The following is a 14,909-nucleotide window of genomic DNA, read 5'->3' as shown; positions in this document are numbered from 1 at the left end:
TTTCCTTGAACAACATGGACGCCCTCTCCCCTCTTCTCGTTTGCCTAGGCGATGTCGCCGTCCACATAGTACCAACGGCCCTCCTCGTGCACAAAGCGGCTGCGCTCGTGCAATCGAACGGCCGGGCCACCGGGACTCTTCTGGCGTGCGACAAACTCGACTTCGGCGTGGGCGGCGTCAAGCTGGCGGTGGTTGCGCACTTCGAGGCCCAGCCATTTGGTGCCGGGGTCAAAGTCAATCGACGCCGGCCTGTGGGAGGCGTGCCAGGTGGCGAGCAGGTAGTGGCCGCGCTCAAGCACAAAAGCGCTGTAGCGCGAGCGCATCAGAGACTCGGCATCGGGCGCGGGGGTGGTCTCGAAGTGGTCCAGGTAGCGGCCGCAGCAGTTGGCATACGTCAACGCCCGCTTGCCGGCCTGGCGGCCGCAGGGGCAGGCTTGCGAGGCGGTGGGCTGGGGCATCTGCGCCATCAGCCCTTTTTGGCCTTGCGTTTTTCCCTGTCTTCCAGCGTTTCCGTGGGCGCGCCCTGCTTGACCCATTCGGCATAGCCGCCGTCGATGTGGGCAACATTGCGCATGCCCATGTCCTGCAGGGTCTTGGTGGCCAGGGCGCTGCGCCAGCCGGCGCCGCAGAACAGGATGAACTCCTTGCCCTCGTCGGCGAACAGGGGCTTGTGGTAGGGCGAGGCCGGGTCCACCCAGAACTCCAGCATGCCGCGCGGCGCGTGGTAGCTGCCGACGACGGTGCCGGCCGCGAGTTCGCGCACGTCGCGGATATCGACGATCTGCACTTTCGGGTCGGCCAGTTTTGCCTTGGCCTCTTCGACGCTGTAGGTTTTGACCTGGGCCATGGCCTCGTCGACCAGGGCGCGGAATCCTTTGGTGATGGGCATTTGTTGTCTCCTCAGGCCAGGGCCCGCTGGATGATGATCTTTTGCACGTCGGAGGTGCCTTCGTAGATCTGGCAGACCCGCACGTCGCGGTAAATGCGCTCGACCGGGAAGTCGTTCACATAGCCATAACCGCCCAAGGTCTGGATCGCCACGCTGCAGACCTGCTCGGCCATTTCGCTGGCGAACAGCTTGGCCATGGCGGCTTCCTTGAGGCAGGGCAGGCCGGCGTCGCGCAGGCTGGCGGCATGCCAGATCAGCTGGCGCGCGGCCTCGATTTTGGTGGCGCATTCGGCCAGGCGAAAACCCACGGCCTGGTGGTTGAAGATGGCGGTGCCGAAGCTCTGGCGCTCCTTGGCGTAGTCGAGCGCGAACTCGAACGCGCTGCGCGCCATGCCCACGCTTTGCGCGGCGATGCCTATGCGCCCGCCCTCAAGCGCGCCCAGGGCGATCTTGTAGCCCTCGCCTTCACTGCCTATGAGATTCTCGGCCGGGATGCGGCAGTTGTCGAAATTGATTTGCGCCGTGTCGCTGGAATGCTGGCCCAGCTTGTCTTCCAGCCGCGCGACCACATAACCGGGCGCACTGGTGGGCACGATAAAGGCGCTCATGCCTTTTTTGCCGGCGCCCTTGTCGGTCACGGCGATGACGATGGCGGCGTGTCCATTTTTTCCGCTGGTGATGAACTGCTTGACGCCGTTGAGCACATACTCGTCACCCTCTTTGACGGCGGTGGTGCGCAGCGAGGACGCGTCGCTGCCGACGTGCGGCTCGGTCAGGCAGAAGACACCCAGCATCTCGCCTTGCGCGAGCGGTGTGAGCCACTGCTTTTTCTGCTGGGCATTGCCGTAGCGCATGAGGATGGCGTTGACGGGGCAGTTGGTGACGCTGATGGCGGTGCTGGTGCCGCCGTCGCCGGCGGCGATTTCTTCCAGCACCAGCGCGAGCGTGAGGTAATCGAGGTTGGCACCGCCGAACTCTTCAGGCACGCAGATGCCGTAGGCGCCCAGCGCGGCCAGGCCCTTGTGCGCCTCGATGGGGAAGTGGTGCTCCTTGTCCCAGCGCGCGGCATGGGGCCAGAGTTCTTCTTTGGCGAACGCGCGGACCGCGTCGCGGATCATTTCCTGGTCCTGGTTGAGCAGCATGGTGTGCCTTGCGATGAAAGTGAAAAAAAGAAGCCGCGAAAGGCTTACCAGGCGCCGAAGCGGCGGCCGTCGTGGTCGAGGAAGGCGCCCTTGTGTTCGGGCTTGAGCCCGGCCAAGGTAGCGCGCATGGCGGTCACGCTTTGCGCTGTCGTGAGCGGCGCGCCGGGGCCGCCCATGTCGGTCTGCACCCAGCCGGGCGACAGGGCTACCAGGATGGCCTTGGGGTAGTCGTGCTGGGCCGAGGCGACCACCATGTTGAGGGCGGCCTTGCTGGCGCGGTAGACCCAGCCGCGGCTGCTGTCGACGCCGTCTATTTTTGCCATGGCGCTGCTGATGAACGCAAAGCGCCCGCCGCCGCCGCGCACCGCCTCGACCAGGGGCGCGACCTGCGGGATGGCCTGCATGGCGCCCAGCACATTGGTGTGCATGGCATGGTCAAAGGCCTCGCGCGTGGGCGGGGCCAGCGCGTCGCCGTGCGGGAAGACGCCGGCCACGTAGAGGGCAATGTCGATTTCCTCGCCGTCGAGCAGCCAGGCCAGGCCGCTGATGCTGGCGGGCTGGGCCACGTCCAGGCGCAAGGCCTTGGCGCCCAAGCCCTTGAGGCGCTGCAGGCCTTCGTCATCGCGCGCGGTGGCAATAACCTGCGCGCCTTCCGCCAGGTACTGGCGGGCGAATTCAAGCCCTATGCCGCGCGATGCGCCTATGACGAGGACTTTCATGGCTAGCCCGCGAACTCGAAGTAGCGGGACCACGAGGGGTCGAACTCGCTGGACAGCTCGCTGTCTGCCAGGAAGGCGGCGCGCACGCCGGCCTCTATCAGTTCCAGCGCGGCCGGTAGGTCGCCGACGTAGTAGTTGGCCATGCGCTCGCCGTTGCGCAGCATGGTGTGCGACAGGATGCCGGCATGCTGGACTTCGAGGCGGGTGGCGATCTGGTCCTGCAGGTCGCGGGCGGCGTCCAGCGTCGCGTGGTCGTGCGCGGGCAGGCGCAGTTCGACGGCATGGCCGAGGTCGGGCCGCGCGGCCACGGCATTGGCGCTGTTGTTGACGGAAACGATCGAATGGTTGCCTTCGCCATCGCTTTCAAAGGCGATGGTCAGCGTGGTCCAGTTGTCCTCACCGCTGGGGAACAGGCCGGTGTGCCCGAGTTCGCCGGCCCAGAAGCCGTCAAGCACGGGGGCGAACTGGTGCAGCGGCGTGGAATGCAGGACTTCGCCGGAGAAGCCCTCGACAAAATCCACCGCACCCACCTTGATCGCGAAGTCGTATTCACCGAGCACATGGTCCAGCATGATGAAGGCCATGTTGCGGGCGTGGTCCTGCATGTCGCTGGGCAGCTCGCGGTCGAACATGACCTCGATGCCGACCTGGCCCTCGTCGGCGAAATGGCCTATCAGGATGTCGGAGGTCGCGAGCTCAAAGTCGCCCATGCGCATGGGGAAGTCGGGTTTCTCCGTGCGCGTGCGGAAGGCGCTGAGGCTGTAGTGCTGCAAGGGCGGCGCGCACTTCACAAAATCCATGAGCAGCGGGAAGCGCTCCTTGGCGCCATGGGCGGTGGCGATCATCTCGACCTGCTGGTCGCCGTCTTCGGCCATCATTTCGAGGGCCAGGCCTTCCAGATGCGCTTCCAGCACCTCGTTGATTTCTTCGACCTGCTCGCGCACCGGCTTGAGGACCAGCGCCGCCTCGCCTTCGCGAAAGCGCAGCCAGAAGCTGTCTATGCGCCGGGCAAGCTCGGCGGGCGAGAGCTCAGGCTGGTCCTCGCTCACACCAGCTCCACCGCCATGGCCGTGCCTTCGCCGCCGCCTATGCACAGCGTGGCGACGCCCTTCTTGAGGCCGCGGGCCTTGAGCGCATGGATCAGCGTGACGATGATGCGGGCGCCGGATGCACCAATCGGGTGGCCCAGCGCGCAGGCGCCGCCGTTGACGTTAACGATGTCGTGGCTGATGCCGAGTTCCTTCATCGCGGCCATGGGCACGACGGCAAAGGCTTCGTTGACTTCCCACAGGTCCACATCCTTGACGCTCCAGCCGATTTTTTTGAGCAGCTTGTTGACGGCGCCCACGGGCGCGGTGGTGAACCATTCGGGTTCCTGCGCGAAGGTGGCATGGCCGACGATGCGGGCAATGGGCTTGGCGCCCAGCTCTTTGGCGGTGGACTCGCGGGCCAGCACCAGGGCGGCGGCGCCGTCGTTGATGGAGGAGCTGGAGGCGGCGGTGATGGTGCCGTCTTTCTTGAAGGCGGGCTTGAGCGTGGGGATCTTGTCGAGCTTGACCTTGCCTGGGCCTTCGTCGATGGAGATCACGGTTTCGCCGCTGCGGCCCTTGACGGTGACGGGGGTGATTTCGGCCTTGAAGGCGCCGGACTCGGTGGCGGCCTTGGCGCGGTTGACGCTGGCGGTGGCAAAGGCGTCCTGCGCTTCGCGCGTGAACTTGTACTTGTCGGCGCATTGCTCGCCGAAAGTGCCCATGGCGCGGCCGGGTTCGTAAGCGTCTTCCAGGCCGTCCAGCATCATGTGGTCAAAGATGCGGTCATGACCGATGCGGATGCCGCTGCGGCCCTTGAGCAGCAGGTGCGGCGCGTTGGTCATGCTTTCCATGCCGCCGGAGACCATGACATCGCGGCTGCCGGCCAGCAGCTGGTCGTGGGCCAGCATGGTGGCTTCCATGCCGGAGCCGCACATCTTGGACAGCGTGACCGCACCGACGCTGGCGGGCAGGCCGCCCTTGAAGCCGGCCTGGCGCGCGGGCGCCTGGCCCTGGCCGGCCATCAGGCAGTTGCCGAACAGCACTTCGTCGACTTTTGCGGGCGCGATGCCGGCGCGCTCAATGGCGGCCTTGATGGCTGCGCCGCCCAGGTCGTGGGCCGAGAGGCTGGTGAAGTCGCCCTGGAAGCCGCCCATGGGGGTGCGGGCCGCGCCGAGGATAACGATGGATTCAGACATGAGGGAGTCCTTTCAGGTTGGGTGTGTGTTTAAGGGGTCAGGCCGCTGAGGCCTGTTAAAGCAGGTTCGGGTGGCAGCTGTGTGAGCACCTCGTCGTGGGGAGCACCGGGGCTGTGCAGCACGATGAAGCGCTTTTCGCGCTCGTAGGGGAACACGTCGTGCACATGGCCGGCCTGGATGCGGGCCTGGTGTTTTTGCCAGAAGTCGGCATCCAGCAGGTTGGCGTGGTGCTTCATGAAGACTTCGCGCACCGCGTCGTTGCCGAGCAGAAAGGGCTCGAAGGTTTCGGGGAACACGTCCTTGGGGCCGACGGAATACCAGACCTCGCCGCTCATCTCGTCTTCCTCGTTGCGGGGGGCGGGCACCTTGCGGAAGTTGCAGTCGGTGATGTATTCGATCTCGTCGTAGTCGTAGAACACGACCTTGCCGTGGCGCGTGATGCCGAAGTTCTTCCAGAGCATGTCGCCGGGAAAGATGTTGGCGGCCACCAGGTCCTTGATGGCGTTGCCGTACTCGACGACGGCGCGCTCTATCTGGTCCTTGGCGGCGGGCTCGGTGACGCCGGCGTCGAAGGCTTCCTGCAGGTAGATGTTGAGCGGGATCATGCGGCGCTCGATGTAGACGTGCTTGATGATGACCTCGGTCTGGCCGTCACCGTCGCGGTCGCTGATCTCGAGCTGGCTGGGCGCGAATTTTTCGATCTCGGCGATGAGCTCGTCGTCGAAGCGGTCGCGCGGGAAGGCGACCTCGCTGTATTCCTGGGTGTCGGCCATGCGGCCCACGCGGTCGTGCTGCTTGACCAGCAGGTACTTGCCCTTGATCTGCTCGCGCGTGGTGTCTTTCTGCGGCGGGTAGTAGTCCTTGATGACCTTGAAGACGTAGGGAAAGGACGGCAGGTCGAACACCAGCATGACCATGCCCTTGATGCCGGGCGCGATGCGGAACTTGTCGGTGGAGTGCCGCAGGTGGTACAAAAAGTCGCGATAGAACAGCGTCTTGCCCTGCTTGGCCAGGCCCAGCGCGTTGTAGATTTCGGCGCGCGGCATGTGCGGCATCATGCTGCGCAGAAACTGCACGTAAGCCGAGGGAATGCCCATGTCGACCATGAAGTAGGCGCGCGCGAAGCTGAAGAGGATCAGCAAATCGTCTTCGCCGAACAGCGCGGCGTCTATGACCAATTTTCCTGACTTGTTATGCAGCACGGGCAGCGCGAAGGGCACTTCGTTGAAGCCGTTGATGATCTTGCCGACGACGTAGGCGCCCTTGTTGCGAAAGAACAGGCTGGTGAGGACCTGGATCTGGAAGTTGGCGCGCAGCTTGACGTCGGCAAAGCGCTCGCTGATGGCCTCGAGCACATAACCGGCGTCGCGCTCCAGGTCGTCGAAGGGCAGGCGCAGGTCGAAGTCGCGCACCAGCTGCAGCAGCACGTCGCGCATATTGTCGCGCGTGGGGTAGTAGGCGCGGTAGGTGGGCTGGGCCGTGGGTTCTTCGTTTTCGATGTACTCGGTGCTGACGGCCGGGCGCACGAAGATGAAGTCGTTCTGGAAGTAGCTGCGGTGCAGTATCTTGGTGGTGACCGAGTTGAAAAAGGTCTCGGCGAGTTCGGGCTGGTGGTGGTTGACCAGGAGGCCTATGTAGTGCAGCTTGACCTGCTGCCAGACGTCCATGGGCTGCTCGCCGGCCTTGAACTCGCGCTCCAGCCGGGTGGAGGCCTCGCGCACGCGCAGGTCGTAGAACTCGATGCGCTCGCGCTGGGCGCGCTGCTGGCCGTGCCAGTCGGCCGTTTCAAAGCGGTGCTTGGCGCGCGCGGATTCGGTGCGGAACAGCTGGTAGTGGCGGTTGAAGCCGTCCATCATCGCCTTGGCGATGTCGTAGGCGATGCTCGAGTCCAGGCGCTGGGGAAACATGGCTTGCGGCCCTACACCAGTTGCTGCTGCGTGCCGCCGCCCACGCGGGCCATCCACACGTCCCAGACGCGGTCTATGGCCTTGCTGTAGAGCATGTCGAGCTGCTCGGGCCCGGCGACGCTCATCTGCAGGTCCTGCAACAGGCCGTCGTGCACGCCGAAGGCCCAGCCGTGCACGGTGACCTCCTGGCCGCGCGCCCAGGCGTCGACCATGACGGTGCTGACCGAGACGTTGACGACCTGCTCGATGACGTTGATGTCGCACAGGGCCTGGGCGCGCACGTCCTCGGGCAGGCTGTCGAGCAGCTGGCGATGCCGGTGGCGCACGTCCTGGATGTGGCGCAGCCAGTTGTCGGCAAGGCCGATGCGCGCGCCTTCGAGCGCGGCCTGCACGCCGGAGCAGCCGTAGTGGCCGACGACCATGATGTCCTTGACCTTGAGGCGCTCGACGGCGAACTGGATGGCCGAGAGTGCGTTGAGGTCGGAGTGCACGACGATGTTGGCGACGTTGCGGTGCACAAACACCTCGCCGGGCTCCAGGCCTGTGATCTGGTTGGCGGGAACGCGGCTGTCGGAGCAGCCTATCCACATGTACCTGGGCGTCTGCTGCTTCACCAGGCCGGTGAAGAAGCCGGGCCGTTCGGCCTCCATCTGCGCGGCCCAGGCGCGGTTGTGGGCAAAGAGGTCTTGGAGAGAGGTGGTCATGGGCGTATTTTCACCTGCCCGGCTCACATCGTCTCGGCGAACAGTTCCCGCCCTATGAGCATGCGGCGGATTTCGCTGGTGCCGGCGCCAATTTCATAGAGCTTGGCGTCGCGCCAGAGGCGGCCCAGGGGGTATTCGTTGATGTAGCCGTTGCCGCCGTGGATCTGCAGGCCCTCGCCGGCCATCCAGGTGGCTTTTTCGGCGCACCAGAGGATGACGGAAGCGCAGTCCTTGCGGACCTGGCGCACGTGCTCGACACCCAGCAGGTCGAGATTTTTGGCGACGGTGTAGGCGAAGGCGCGGCCGGCCTGCAGCACGGTGTACATGTCGGCGACCTTGCCCTGGATGAGCTGGAACTCGCCGATGCTCTGGCCGAACTGCTTGCGGTCGTGGATGTAGGGCACGACGCTGTCCATGACGGACTGCATGATGCCCAGGGGGCCGCCGGTGAGCACGGCGCGCTCGTAGTCCAGGCCGCTCATGAGCACCTTGGCGCCGCTGTTGAGGCCGCCCAGGATCTGGCTGGCCGGCACCTCGACGTTGTTGAAGACCAGCTCGCCGGTGTGGCTGCCGCGCATGCCCAGCTTGTCGAGCTTTTGCGCGACGGAAAAGCCCTTCATGCCTTTTTCGATCAGGAAGGCGGTGACGCCGCGCGCGCCGAGTTCGGGTTCGGTCTTGGCGTAAACCACCAGGGTGTCGGCGTCGGGGCCGTTGGTGATCCACATCTTGCTGCCGTTGAGCAGGTAGTAGCCGCCCTTGTCCTCGGCTTTCAGCTTCATGCTGATGACGTCGCTGCCGGCGCCGGGCTCGCTCATGGCGAGCGCCCCCACATGTTCGCCGCTGATGAGCTTGGGCAGGTATTTCTTGCGCTGCTCGTCGCTGCCGTTGCGCTTGATCTGGTTGACGCAGAGGTTGCTGTGCGCGCCGTAGGACAGGCCCACGGAGGCGCTGGCGCGGCTGATCTCTTCCATGGCGATCATGTGGGCCAGGTAGCCCATGTTGGCGCCGCCGTATTCCTCGCCCACGGTGATGCCCAGCACGCCGAGCGCGCCCATCTTGGGCCAGAGGTCCATGGGGAACTGGTCGCTGCGGTCGACCTCGGCCGCGCGCGGGGCGATCTCGGCCTGGGCGAATTCGCGCACCGCGTCGCGCAGGGCGTCTATGTCTTCACCGAGCTGGAAGTTGAGTCCGGGCATGTTGGTCATGGTGGGCGTCCTTTTGAAGGCTGGATTGTTGGGATGGCTGGAATAGAGGCTCAGTAGGTCTTGGGCACGGGCACCAGGGTCTGCTGCATCAGGGCGCAGGCGCTTTGTTTGCCGTCCGGGGCGAGGTGCGTGACCTCGGCGGTGGTGACGATGATGCGCTTGCCGGCCCTGGCGACGCGGCCCAGGGCGCGCAGCTCGCCGTCCCGGAAGGCGGCCATGAAGTTGATCTTGTATTCGACCGTGGTGACTTCGCTGTCTTCGGCGGCCACGGTGAGGGCCGCATAGCCGCCGGCGATGTCGGCCAGCGCGCCCATGGCGCCGCCGTGGAAGCTGCCCTGCTGCTGGGTCACGTTTTCCGACCAGGGCAGCGCCACTTCGCACAGGCCCGGCTCCACACGCAGCAGGCGCGCGCCCAGGTGCTGCATCATGCCCTGGCGCAGGAAGCTGGTTTCGATGCGGCGGAACAGCGCGGAAGGGGCGGCGGGTGCGTCCATGGGGTAGCCCTTTGCAGGATGGGAGGCGGTGAGGTGTCGTTTTTTTGATTGACGTTTACGTAAACGTCAATTATGGCGTATTTGCGGGCCGGCCGGCTTTTGACCCGGCCCGGCCAGGGGCCAAAGCGGCGCCAGACCCCTAAGGCTTGCCGGCCTTGGCCTTCTCGGTTTTCGCGAGCAGGGCCTTGGCTTCTTTTTCGTGGGTGCGGATTTCGTCGAGGTTGGCCTGCAGGTCCAGCATCTGGGCTTCCAGTTTCTTGCGGTGCTCCGTCAGGATGGCCAGGAATTTCTTGAGCTGCGGCGCGGTGTCGCGCGGGCTGTCGTAGGAGTCGATGATTTCCTTGGCTTCAACCAGCGACAGCCCCAGGCGCTTGGCGCGCAGCGTGAGCTTGAGCCGGGTGCGGTCGCGCGCGGTGTAGACGCGGTTGCGGCCGCCCGCCCCTTCGCGTTGGGGTTGCAGCAGGCCCATGTCTTCATAGAACCGCATGGCGCGCGTGGTCAGGTCAAACTCTTTTGCCAAGTCGCTGATGGTGTAAGTGGTGGCCATGGTGGTGGGTGAAGTCCTGTGCAAACGGGGGCGACAGCGCGAAACAGGCGCGGTCCCTACAATGGCTGAACATGACGTTTACGTAAACGTCAAATATACCGTGAATATTGCCATGAACCTCCTTGAACAGCAACTCCACTACCCCTTCGGCGACACCCTGCCCGCCGCGGGCGCGACGCTGGAGGTGGCGCCCGGCGTGAAGTGGATTCGCATGGCGCTGCCCTTCGCGCTGGACCACATCAACCTGTGGCTGCTGCGCGACGAGATGGACGACCCGAACCAGGGGGGCGCGAAGATCCAGGGCTGGACCATCGTCGACTGCTGCATCAGCCGGGAGGAGTCCAAGGCCCAGTGGGAGGAGATTTTCGCTACGCAGCTCGAAGGCCTGCCGGTGCTGCGCGTGATCGTGACCCATATGCATCCCGACCACATCGGCCTGGCGTACTGGCTGTGCGAGCGCTGGGCTTGCCGTTTGTGGATCAGCGCCACCGACTACCACTCGGCGCGCATAGGCTCGCAAAGCACCACGGGTTTCGGCGGTGAGAGCGCCGCGCGCTTTTTTGCCTCGCACGGCCTGGTGGACCCGGAGGCCATCGAAAAAATCCGCGGCCGCGCCAGCTACTACCCCGGCATGGTGCCCGCGGTGCCGGCCAGCTACGTGCGCATCATGGACGGGATGACGGTGCGCATAGGCGGGCGCGACTGGCGCTGCATCAGCGGCTACGGCCATGCGCCCGAACACATCGCGCTGCATTGCCAGGAGACCGGCACGCTGATCAGCGGCGACATGGTGCTGCCGCGCATTTCCACCAATGTGAGCGTCTACGACCTGGAACCCGAGGCCAATTCGCTCACGCTGTTCCTGGACTCCATCGATAAATTCCTGCCGCTGGACCCGGACACGCTGGTGCTGCCCTCGCACGGCAAACCCTTTCGCGGCCTGCACACACGCGTAGGCCAGCTGCACGACCACCACCGCGACCGCCTCGCCGAAGTCATGCAGGCCTGCGAAGCAGCCCCCTGCAGCGCAGCCGACATCCTGCCCATCATGTTCCCGCGCAAGCTGGACCTGCACCAGACCACCTTCGCCATGGGCGAGGCGGTGGCGCATTTGCATGCGTTGTGGTTTCAGAAAAAGCTTGCGCGCCGGCTAGGCAGCGACGGAATTTACCGCTTCAGCACCGCCCCAGCGTAGCTGGGCCCAAACCTTAGCAGGGGGCTCTACAAACCAGCAGGGGCCGCGGAACCGGCTTTGCCGGGCCGCAGGCGCAGCGCCCCCTCGGGGGGCAGCGGCTACACGCAGTGAGCAAGCGTGGGGGCTAATGCCTCCACTTGCGGTTGGCAGTCACCAGCGCCGTGACATAACCATGCAGCCAGTCAAAGTTGATCGGCTTTTGCAGCAGATGGGCTTCGGGCGGCAGGCCGCCGCGGGCTTTGACGGCTTCGGGCGCCAGGCCGCTGATGACCACGATCTGCATGTCCGCGAGCTGCAGGTTGCGCTTGCAGGCCTTGAGCATTTCTATGCCGTCGACGCCGGGCATGGACAGGTCGGTGATCAGCAGGTCGGGCCGCATGCTCGCAATGTCCATCATGGCTTCGAGCGCCGACGGCATCCAGGTGCAGTCGACCGGCAGGTCCCAGTCCTCGAACTGGCAGCGATAGAGCTCGCGGGTGTTTTCGTCGTCTTCCACCATCAGCACGCGCAGGCGGTGCTTGGGGTCGGTGTCGGCCCGCGAGAGTTGCGGGCTGTTCTTGGCCAGGTAGGCATTGATGGACTGCAGCGCAATGCGCCGATGGCCGCCCAGCGTTTTCCAGGCCTCGATCTCGCCTTTTTCCACCAGCGATTGCACGGTGGCGACGGACAGGCCCAGCAGCTTGGCCGCGTAGCTGGTACCGCAGTAATCCTCGCTCGAGAAATCCGAAGCGGTGATGGCGGCCTCGAAAGACTTGGGTTCACGCATGATCAGTCTCGTAAAGGATTGTTTTTGGCATTTTTCGCATTTTAATCAATTCGATGTATTAAACCCTATTAAAAACAGCAGAAAAGACGTTAAAACAGACTTCAACCAAGGTAATTAATCCCGCCGAAGACACATTGCGTCACATCAGGACACATCAGGACGTGTGCGGGGTTTTCGGCAGGGTGAAGAAGAAGGTCGCGCCGTGGCCCGGCGAGGACTCTGCCCACAGCCTGCCGCCGTGGCGCTTGATGACCCGGCTGGAGGTGGCCAGGCCTATGCCGGTGCCGGGAAACTCCGACGCGGCATGCAGGCGCTGGAAAGGGTTGAAGAGCTTGTCGGCATACGCCATGTCAAAACCGGCGCCATTGTCGCGCACGAAGTACACGGGAAGCCCCGCTGCGTCCTGCGTGTGGCCGACGGTGATCTCGGTCACCCCCTCGTGGGAGCTGAACTTCCAGGCATTGCCGAGCAGGTTTTCCATGACCACGCGCACCAGCCGCGCGTCGCCGTGCGCCCTCAGGCCTTTTTCGATGGTGATCACCGCCTTGCGGTCGGGGTCGCGCGCCTGCCAGTCGTCCATGATGCCGTGCGCCAGGGCCGACAGGTCCACCGACTTGTTGCTCAGCGGCGCGCGCGAGACCTGCGCCAGCGACAGCAGGTCTTCGATCAGTTGCCCCATCTGCGCCACCCCGGCCTGGATGCGCGACAGGTAGTGCGAAACCTTGTCGCCGGCATTGGCGCCCAGCTGCTTGGCCAGCAGGCGGCTGAAGCCGTCCACGGTGTTGAGCGGCGAGCGCAGGTCATGCGACACGGAATAGGAAAACGCCTCAAGCTCGTGGTTGGACAGCCGCAGCGCGGCCTCGATGGCCTTGATCTCGGTGATGTCGGCGTCTATGCCCACCCAGAAAGCCACCCGGCCGTGCTCGTCGATGACGGGCGAGGCGCGGTAGGACATGGTGTGGCAGCTGCCGTCGCGGGCCAGCACGCGGCGTATGCCCATGAAGGGCAACTGCGCGGCCCTGGCGGTCTCCCAGGTGGCCTTGACCTCGGGAAGGTCCTCGGGGTGGATGACGGAGAACCACTGCGTGCCGGTCCAGTCCTCGAGCTTGCCGCCCACCAGTTCGAACCAGGCGCGGTTGAAATAGGTGGCCGCGCCGTCGGGGTTGATGGTCCATACCACCTGGGGCGCCTGCTCGGCCAGCCCGCGGAACAGCGCCTGCTGGCGCTCCAGTTCCAGCGTGCGCTCGGCCACCTTGCGCTCCAGCCCGGTGTTGAGCTGGCTGACCTCCTCCAGCAGGCGGGCGTTCTCGATGGCGATGGAGGCCAGCTGGGCCAGCTCAAGCGCGACGTATTCGTCCTGCTGCGTGAACTCGCCTTCGTATTTGTCGGACAGCTGCAGCAGACCGATGTTGCGGCCGTCGCGCCCGGTCAGCGGCACGGCCAGCCAGCCGCGCATGGCGGGATGCTTGTCGGCATAGCTGCCGAAACCGCGCCAGCGCGGATGGGCTTCGAGCTCGGCCTGCGTCATGCGCATGGAGCGGTTGGTCTGGCAGACCATGGCGTAGATGCCGGTACCGTCGGGCGGCTCGACCAGGTCGCGGTACTTCGCGTATTTGTCGGACAGGGACAGGGCGTTGATGGCCTGCTTCCAGTCGCTGTTGACGGTCAGGCTGACGATGGACTGGTGGGCGCCCACCACACCCCTGGCCTGTTCGGCCACCTCGTGCATGGTGCCTTCCAGCGTCTGGTGCCAGGTGATGGCCTGGGCGGCGTCGGCCGCGCGCTGCAGGGTGAAAAGGTGCTCCTGCACGTCGCGCTCGGCCTTGAGCTGGGCCGTGACGTCCATCGCCAGCACAAAGCGCGCGGGCACGCCGGCGTACTGGATGGGCCGCGACACCGCATGGGCGGAAAAGATCGAGCCGTCCTTGCGGCGGTGCTGCCAGGAGCCTTTTCTTTCGACCGAGTTGTCGCTCAGCGCGCGCTCCAGGCGCGCGTGCTCGGCCTCGGGGCGGATGTCGAACAGGGTCATGCCCAGGAACTCCTCCACCGAGTAGCCGTAGCTGTCCACCGCCGCCTTGTTGACGTTGAGGAAACGCGAGGTGGCGACGTCATACACCCACATGGGCACCGGCGCCATCTCGAACAGGGCGGCGTAGCGCTGCTCGCTGTCCACCAGTGCCTGCTCGGCCCGCTTGCGCTGCGTGATGTCGCGCTCGACCGCCACCCAGTGCGTGTACCGGCCCTTGGCGTCGGCGATGGGCACGATGTCGAGGTCCAGCCAGAACTCCTGGCGGTCCTTGGTGTAGTTGATCAGTTCGGCGCGTACCGGCTGCCATGACTGCAGCGCGGCGCGGATGCGCTCCAGTTCGGCCCGCTGCGTCCTGGGGCCCTGAAGCAGGCGCGGCGTGCGGCCCAGCACTTCTTCGCGGGTGTAGCCGGTGCGGCGCTCGAACGCATCGTTGACAAACACGATGCGCGGGCCCGGCGCGTCGATGGGCCCGGCCTCGGTGATCAGCACGATGTCGTTGAGGCGGGCGACGCAGGACTCCAGCAGGCGCAAGTGCTCCTGGGCCTGGTGCTGCTCGGTGATGTCCTGCAGCACGCCGACCAGGCTCACGACCTTGCCGTCCCGCAGCAGGGCGCGGCCGCGCGTGCGCACCCAGATGCGCCGCCCTTTCTCGGTGATGAGCGGCAGCTCCAGGTCCCATGGCGTGCCGTGAAGAAAAGCGGCTTCGGCCGCGGCCCTGACGATGGGCTGCGCTTCCGGCGCATAGGACCGGATCGCGTGCCCTATGCTCAGCCTGGCCCCGGGCTCCATGTCATGGATGCGGTAAATTTCCTGGGACCAGTAGGGTGCCATGGTGTCGGCCTGGACTTCCCAGCCGCCGATTTTCGCGAGCTCGCCGGTGCGATTCAGCAATTCGGTGCCGCGGGCGATTTCGAGTTCCGCCTGCTTGCGGTCGGTGATCTCCTGGATCACGCCGGAGCGGCGCGGCGCCTGGCCCTGCTGGCCGTCCTCGTGGGCGCGGCCCACCAGGTGGATCCAGCGCAGCTCGCCGGCGGCGGTGACGATGCGGAACTCGACGTCCAGCGGCAGGCCGGCCGCCACGGCGG

Annotated in this window: 14 protein-coding genes; 1 reads left to right on the top strand and 13 read right to left on the bottom strand. The window is 65.4% G+C overall.

Annotation, left to right across the window (positions count from 1 at the left end; translation table 11 throughout):
• Positions 1-44 precede the first annotated feature (44 nt).
• The 11 genes from PMI15_RS09705 to PMI15_RS09655 all read right to left on the bottom strand — a co-directional run bounded on the left by PMI15_RS09705 (position 45) and on the right by PMI15_RS09655 (position 9,834).
• A complete protein-coding gene (locus PMI15_RS09705; RefSeq protein ID WP_007867424.1) occupies positions 45-467 on the bottom strand; it encodes a YchJ family protein in 423 nt (140 codons plus the stop codon).
• A complete protein-coding gene (locus PMI15_RS09700; RefSeq protein ID WP_007867422.1) occupies positions 467-889 on the bottom strand; it encodes a rhodanese-like domain-containing protein in 423 nt (140 codons plus the stop codon). The genes PMI15_RS09705 and PMI15_RS09700 overlap by 1 nt, the downstream gene beginning before the upstream one ends.
• 11 nt (positions 890-900) lie before the next feature.
• On the bottom strand, positions 901-2,031 hold the full coding sequence (locus PMI15_RS09695) for an acyl-CoA dehydrogenase family protein (protein ID WP_007867420.1): 1,131 nt from the start codon (positions 2,029-2,031) through the stop codon (positions 901-903).
• 44 nt (positions 2,032-2,075) lie between these two features.
• Complete coding sequence (locus PMI15_RS09690) at positions 2,076-2,750, bottom strand: SDR family oxidoreductase (protein WP_007867418.1); 675 nt, start codon at positions 2,748-2,750, stop codon at positions 2,076-2,078.
• Positions 2,751-2,752: 2 nt separating this feature from the next.
• On the bottom strand, positions 2,753-3,799 hold the full coding sequence (locus PMI15_RS09685) for a hypothetical protein (RefSeq protein ID WP_007867408.1): 1,047 nt from the start codon (positions 3,797-3,799) through the stop codon (positions 2,753-2,755).
• Positions 3,796-4,977 (bottom strand): acetyl-CoA C-acyltransferase, encoded by a 1,182-nt coding sequence (locus tag PMI15_RS09680; RefSeq protein ID WP_007867407.1) that lies wholly within the window; start codon positions 4,975-4,977, stop codon positions 3,796-3,798. Before PMI15_RS09680 ends, PMI15_RS09685 begins: the two co-directional genes overlap by 4 nt.
• A gap of 29 nt (positions 4,978-5,006) precedes the next feature.
• A complete protein-coding gene (gene aceK / locus PMI15_RS09675) occupies positions 5,007-6,884 on the bottom strand; it encodes a bifunctional isocitrate dehydrogenase kinase/phosphatase (protein ID WP_007867404.1) in 1,878 nt (625 codons plus the stop codon).
• An 11-nt stretch (positions 6,885-6,895) separates the two neighbouring features.
• The gene (gene can / locus PMI15_RS09670) at positions 6,896-7,588 is read right to left on the bottom strand and encodes a carbonate dehydratase (protein ID WP_007867400.1); all 693 of its coding nucleotides are present in this window, start codon (positions 7,586-7,588) and stop codon (positions 6,896-6,898) included.
• A 23-nt stretch (positions 7,589-7,611) separates the two neighbouring features.
• Positions 7,612-8,793 carry an isovaleryl-CoA dehydrogenase gene (locus tag PMI15_RS09665; RefSeq protein ID WP_007867398.1) on the bottom strand — a complete coding sequence of 394 codons (1,182 nt, stop codon included), beginning with the start codon at positions 8,791-8,793 and terminating at the stop codon, positions 7,612-7,614.
• 50 nt (positions 8,794-8,843) lie between these two features.
• Complete coding sequence (locus PMI15_RS09660; protein WP_007867396.1) at positions 8,844-9,287, bottom strand: PaaI family thioesterase; 444 nt, start codon at positions 9,285-9,287, stop codon at positions 8,844-8,846.
• Between the two features lie 139 nt (positions 9,288-9,426).
• A complete protein-coding gene (locus tag PMI15_RS09655) occupies positions 9,427-9,834 on the bottom strand; it encodes a MerR family DNA-binding transcriptional regulator (RefSeq protein WP_007867394.1) in 408 nt (135 codons plus the stop codon).
• Positions 9,835-9,946: 112 nt separating this feature from the next.
• On the opposite strand from PMI15_RS09655, the gene PMI15_RS09650 reads away from it, so the two are divergent.
• On the top strand, positions 9,947-11,029 hold the full coding sequence (locus tag PMI15_RS09650) for an MBL fold metallo-hydrolase (protein WP_036838329.1): 1,083 nt from the start codon (positions 9,947-9,949) through the stop codon (positions 11,027-11,029).
• Positions 11,030-11,153: 124 nt separating this feature from the next.
• Here PMI15_RS09650 and PMI15_RS09645 read toward each other — a convergent pair whose 3' ends face one another.
• Positions 11,154-11,795: a response regulator gene (locus PMI15_RS09645; protein WP_007867389.1), complete on the bottom strand. Its 642-nt coding sequence runs from the start codon at positions 11,793-11,795 to the stop codon at positions 11,154-11,156.
• A gap of 154 nt (positions 11,796-11,949) precedes the next feature.
• The coding region (locus PMI15_RS24010; protein WP_007867387.1) for a PAS domain S-box protein at positions 11,950-14,909 on the bottom strand (2,960 nt) is incomplete at its 5' end.

The sequence above is a fragment of the Polaromonas sp. CF318 genome, assembly GCF_000282655.1.
Taxonomy (GTDB): Bacteria; Pseudomonadota; Gammaproteobacteria; order Burkholderiales; family Burkholderiaceae_C; genus Polaromonas.
The sequence above is the reverse complement of the archived record's forward strand: the minus strand, read 5'-3'. Positions and strand labels throughout refer to the sequence as shown.

Excerpts from the sequence above, each read along its gene's own strand:
- PMI15_RS09680 (WP_007867407.1), bottom strand. The coding sequence starts at position 4,977 with ATGTCTGAATCCATCGTTATCCTCGGCGCGGCCCGCACCCCCATGGGC.
- PMI15_RS09690 (WP_007867418.1), bottom strand. The coding sequence starts at position 2,750 with ATGAAAGTCCTCGTCATAGGCGCATCGCGCGGCATAGGGCTTGAATTC.
- aceK (WP_007867404.1), bottom strand. The coding sequence starts at position 6,884 with ATGTTTCCCCAGCGCCTGGACTCGAGCATCGCCTACGACATCGCCAAG.
- PMI15_RS09705 (WP_007867424.1), bottom strand. The coding sequence starts at position 467 with ATGGCGCAGATGCCCCAGCCCACCGCCTCGCAAGCCTGCCCCTGCGGC.
- PMI15_RS09660 (WP_007867396.1), bottom strand. The coding sequence starts at position 9,287 with ATGGACGCACCCGCCGCCCCTTCCGCGCTGTTCCGCCGCATCGAAACC.
- PMI15_RS09655 (WP_007867394.1), bottom strand. The coding sequence starts at position 9,834 with ATGGCCACCACTTACACCATCAGCGACTTGGCAAAAGAGTTTGACCTG.
- PMI15_RS09700 (WP_007867422.1), bottom strand. The coding sequence starts at position 889 with ATGCCCATCACCAAAGGATTCCGCGCCCTGGTCGACGAGGCCATGGCC.
- PMI15_RS09645 (WP_007867389.1), bottom strand. The coding sequence starts at position 11,795 with ATGCGTGAACCCAAGTCTTTCGAGGCCGCCATCACCGCTTCGGATTTC.
- can (WP_007867400.1), bottom strand. The coding sequence starts at position 7,588 with ATGACCACCTCTCTCCAAGACCTCTTTGCCCACAACCGCGCCTGGGCC.
- PMI15_RS09695 (WP_007867420.1), bottom strand. The coding sequence starts at position 2,031 with ATGCTGCTCAACCAGGACCAGGAAATGATCCGCGACGCGGTCCGCGCG.
- PMI15_RS09665 (WP_007867398.1), bottom strand. The coding sequence starts at position 8,793 with ATGACCAACATGCCCGGACTCAACTTCCAGCTCGGTGAAGACATAGAC.
- PMI15_RS09650 (WP_036838329.1), top strand. The coding sequence starts at position 9,947 with ATGAACCTCCTTGAACAGCAACTCCACTACCCCTTCGGCGACACCCTG.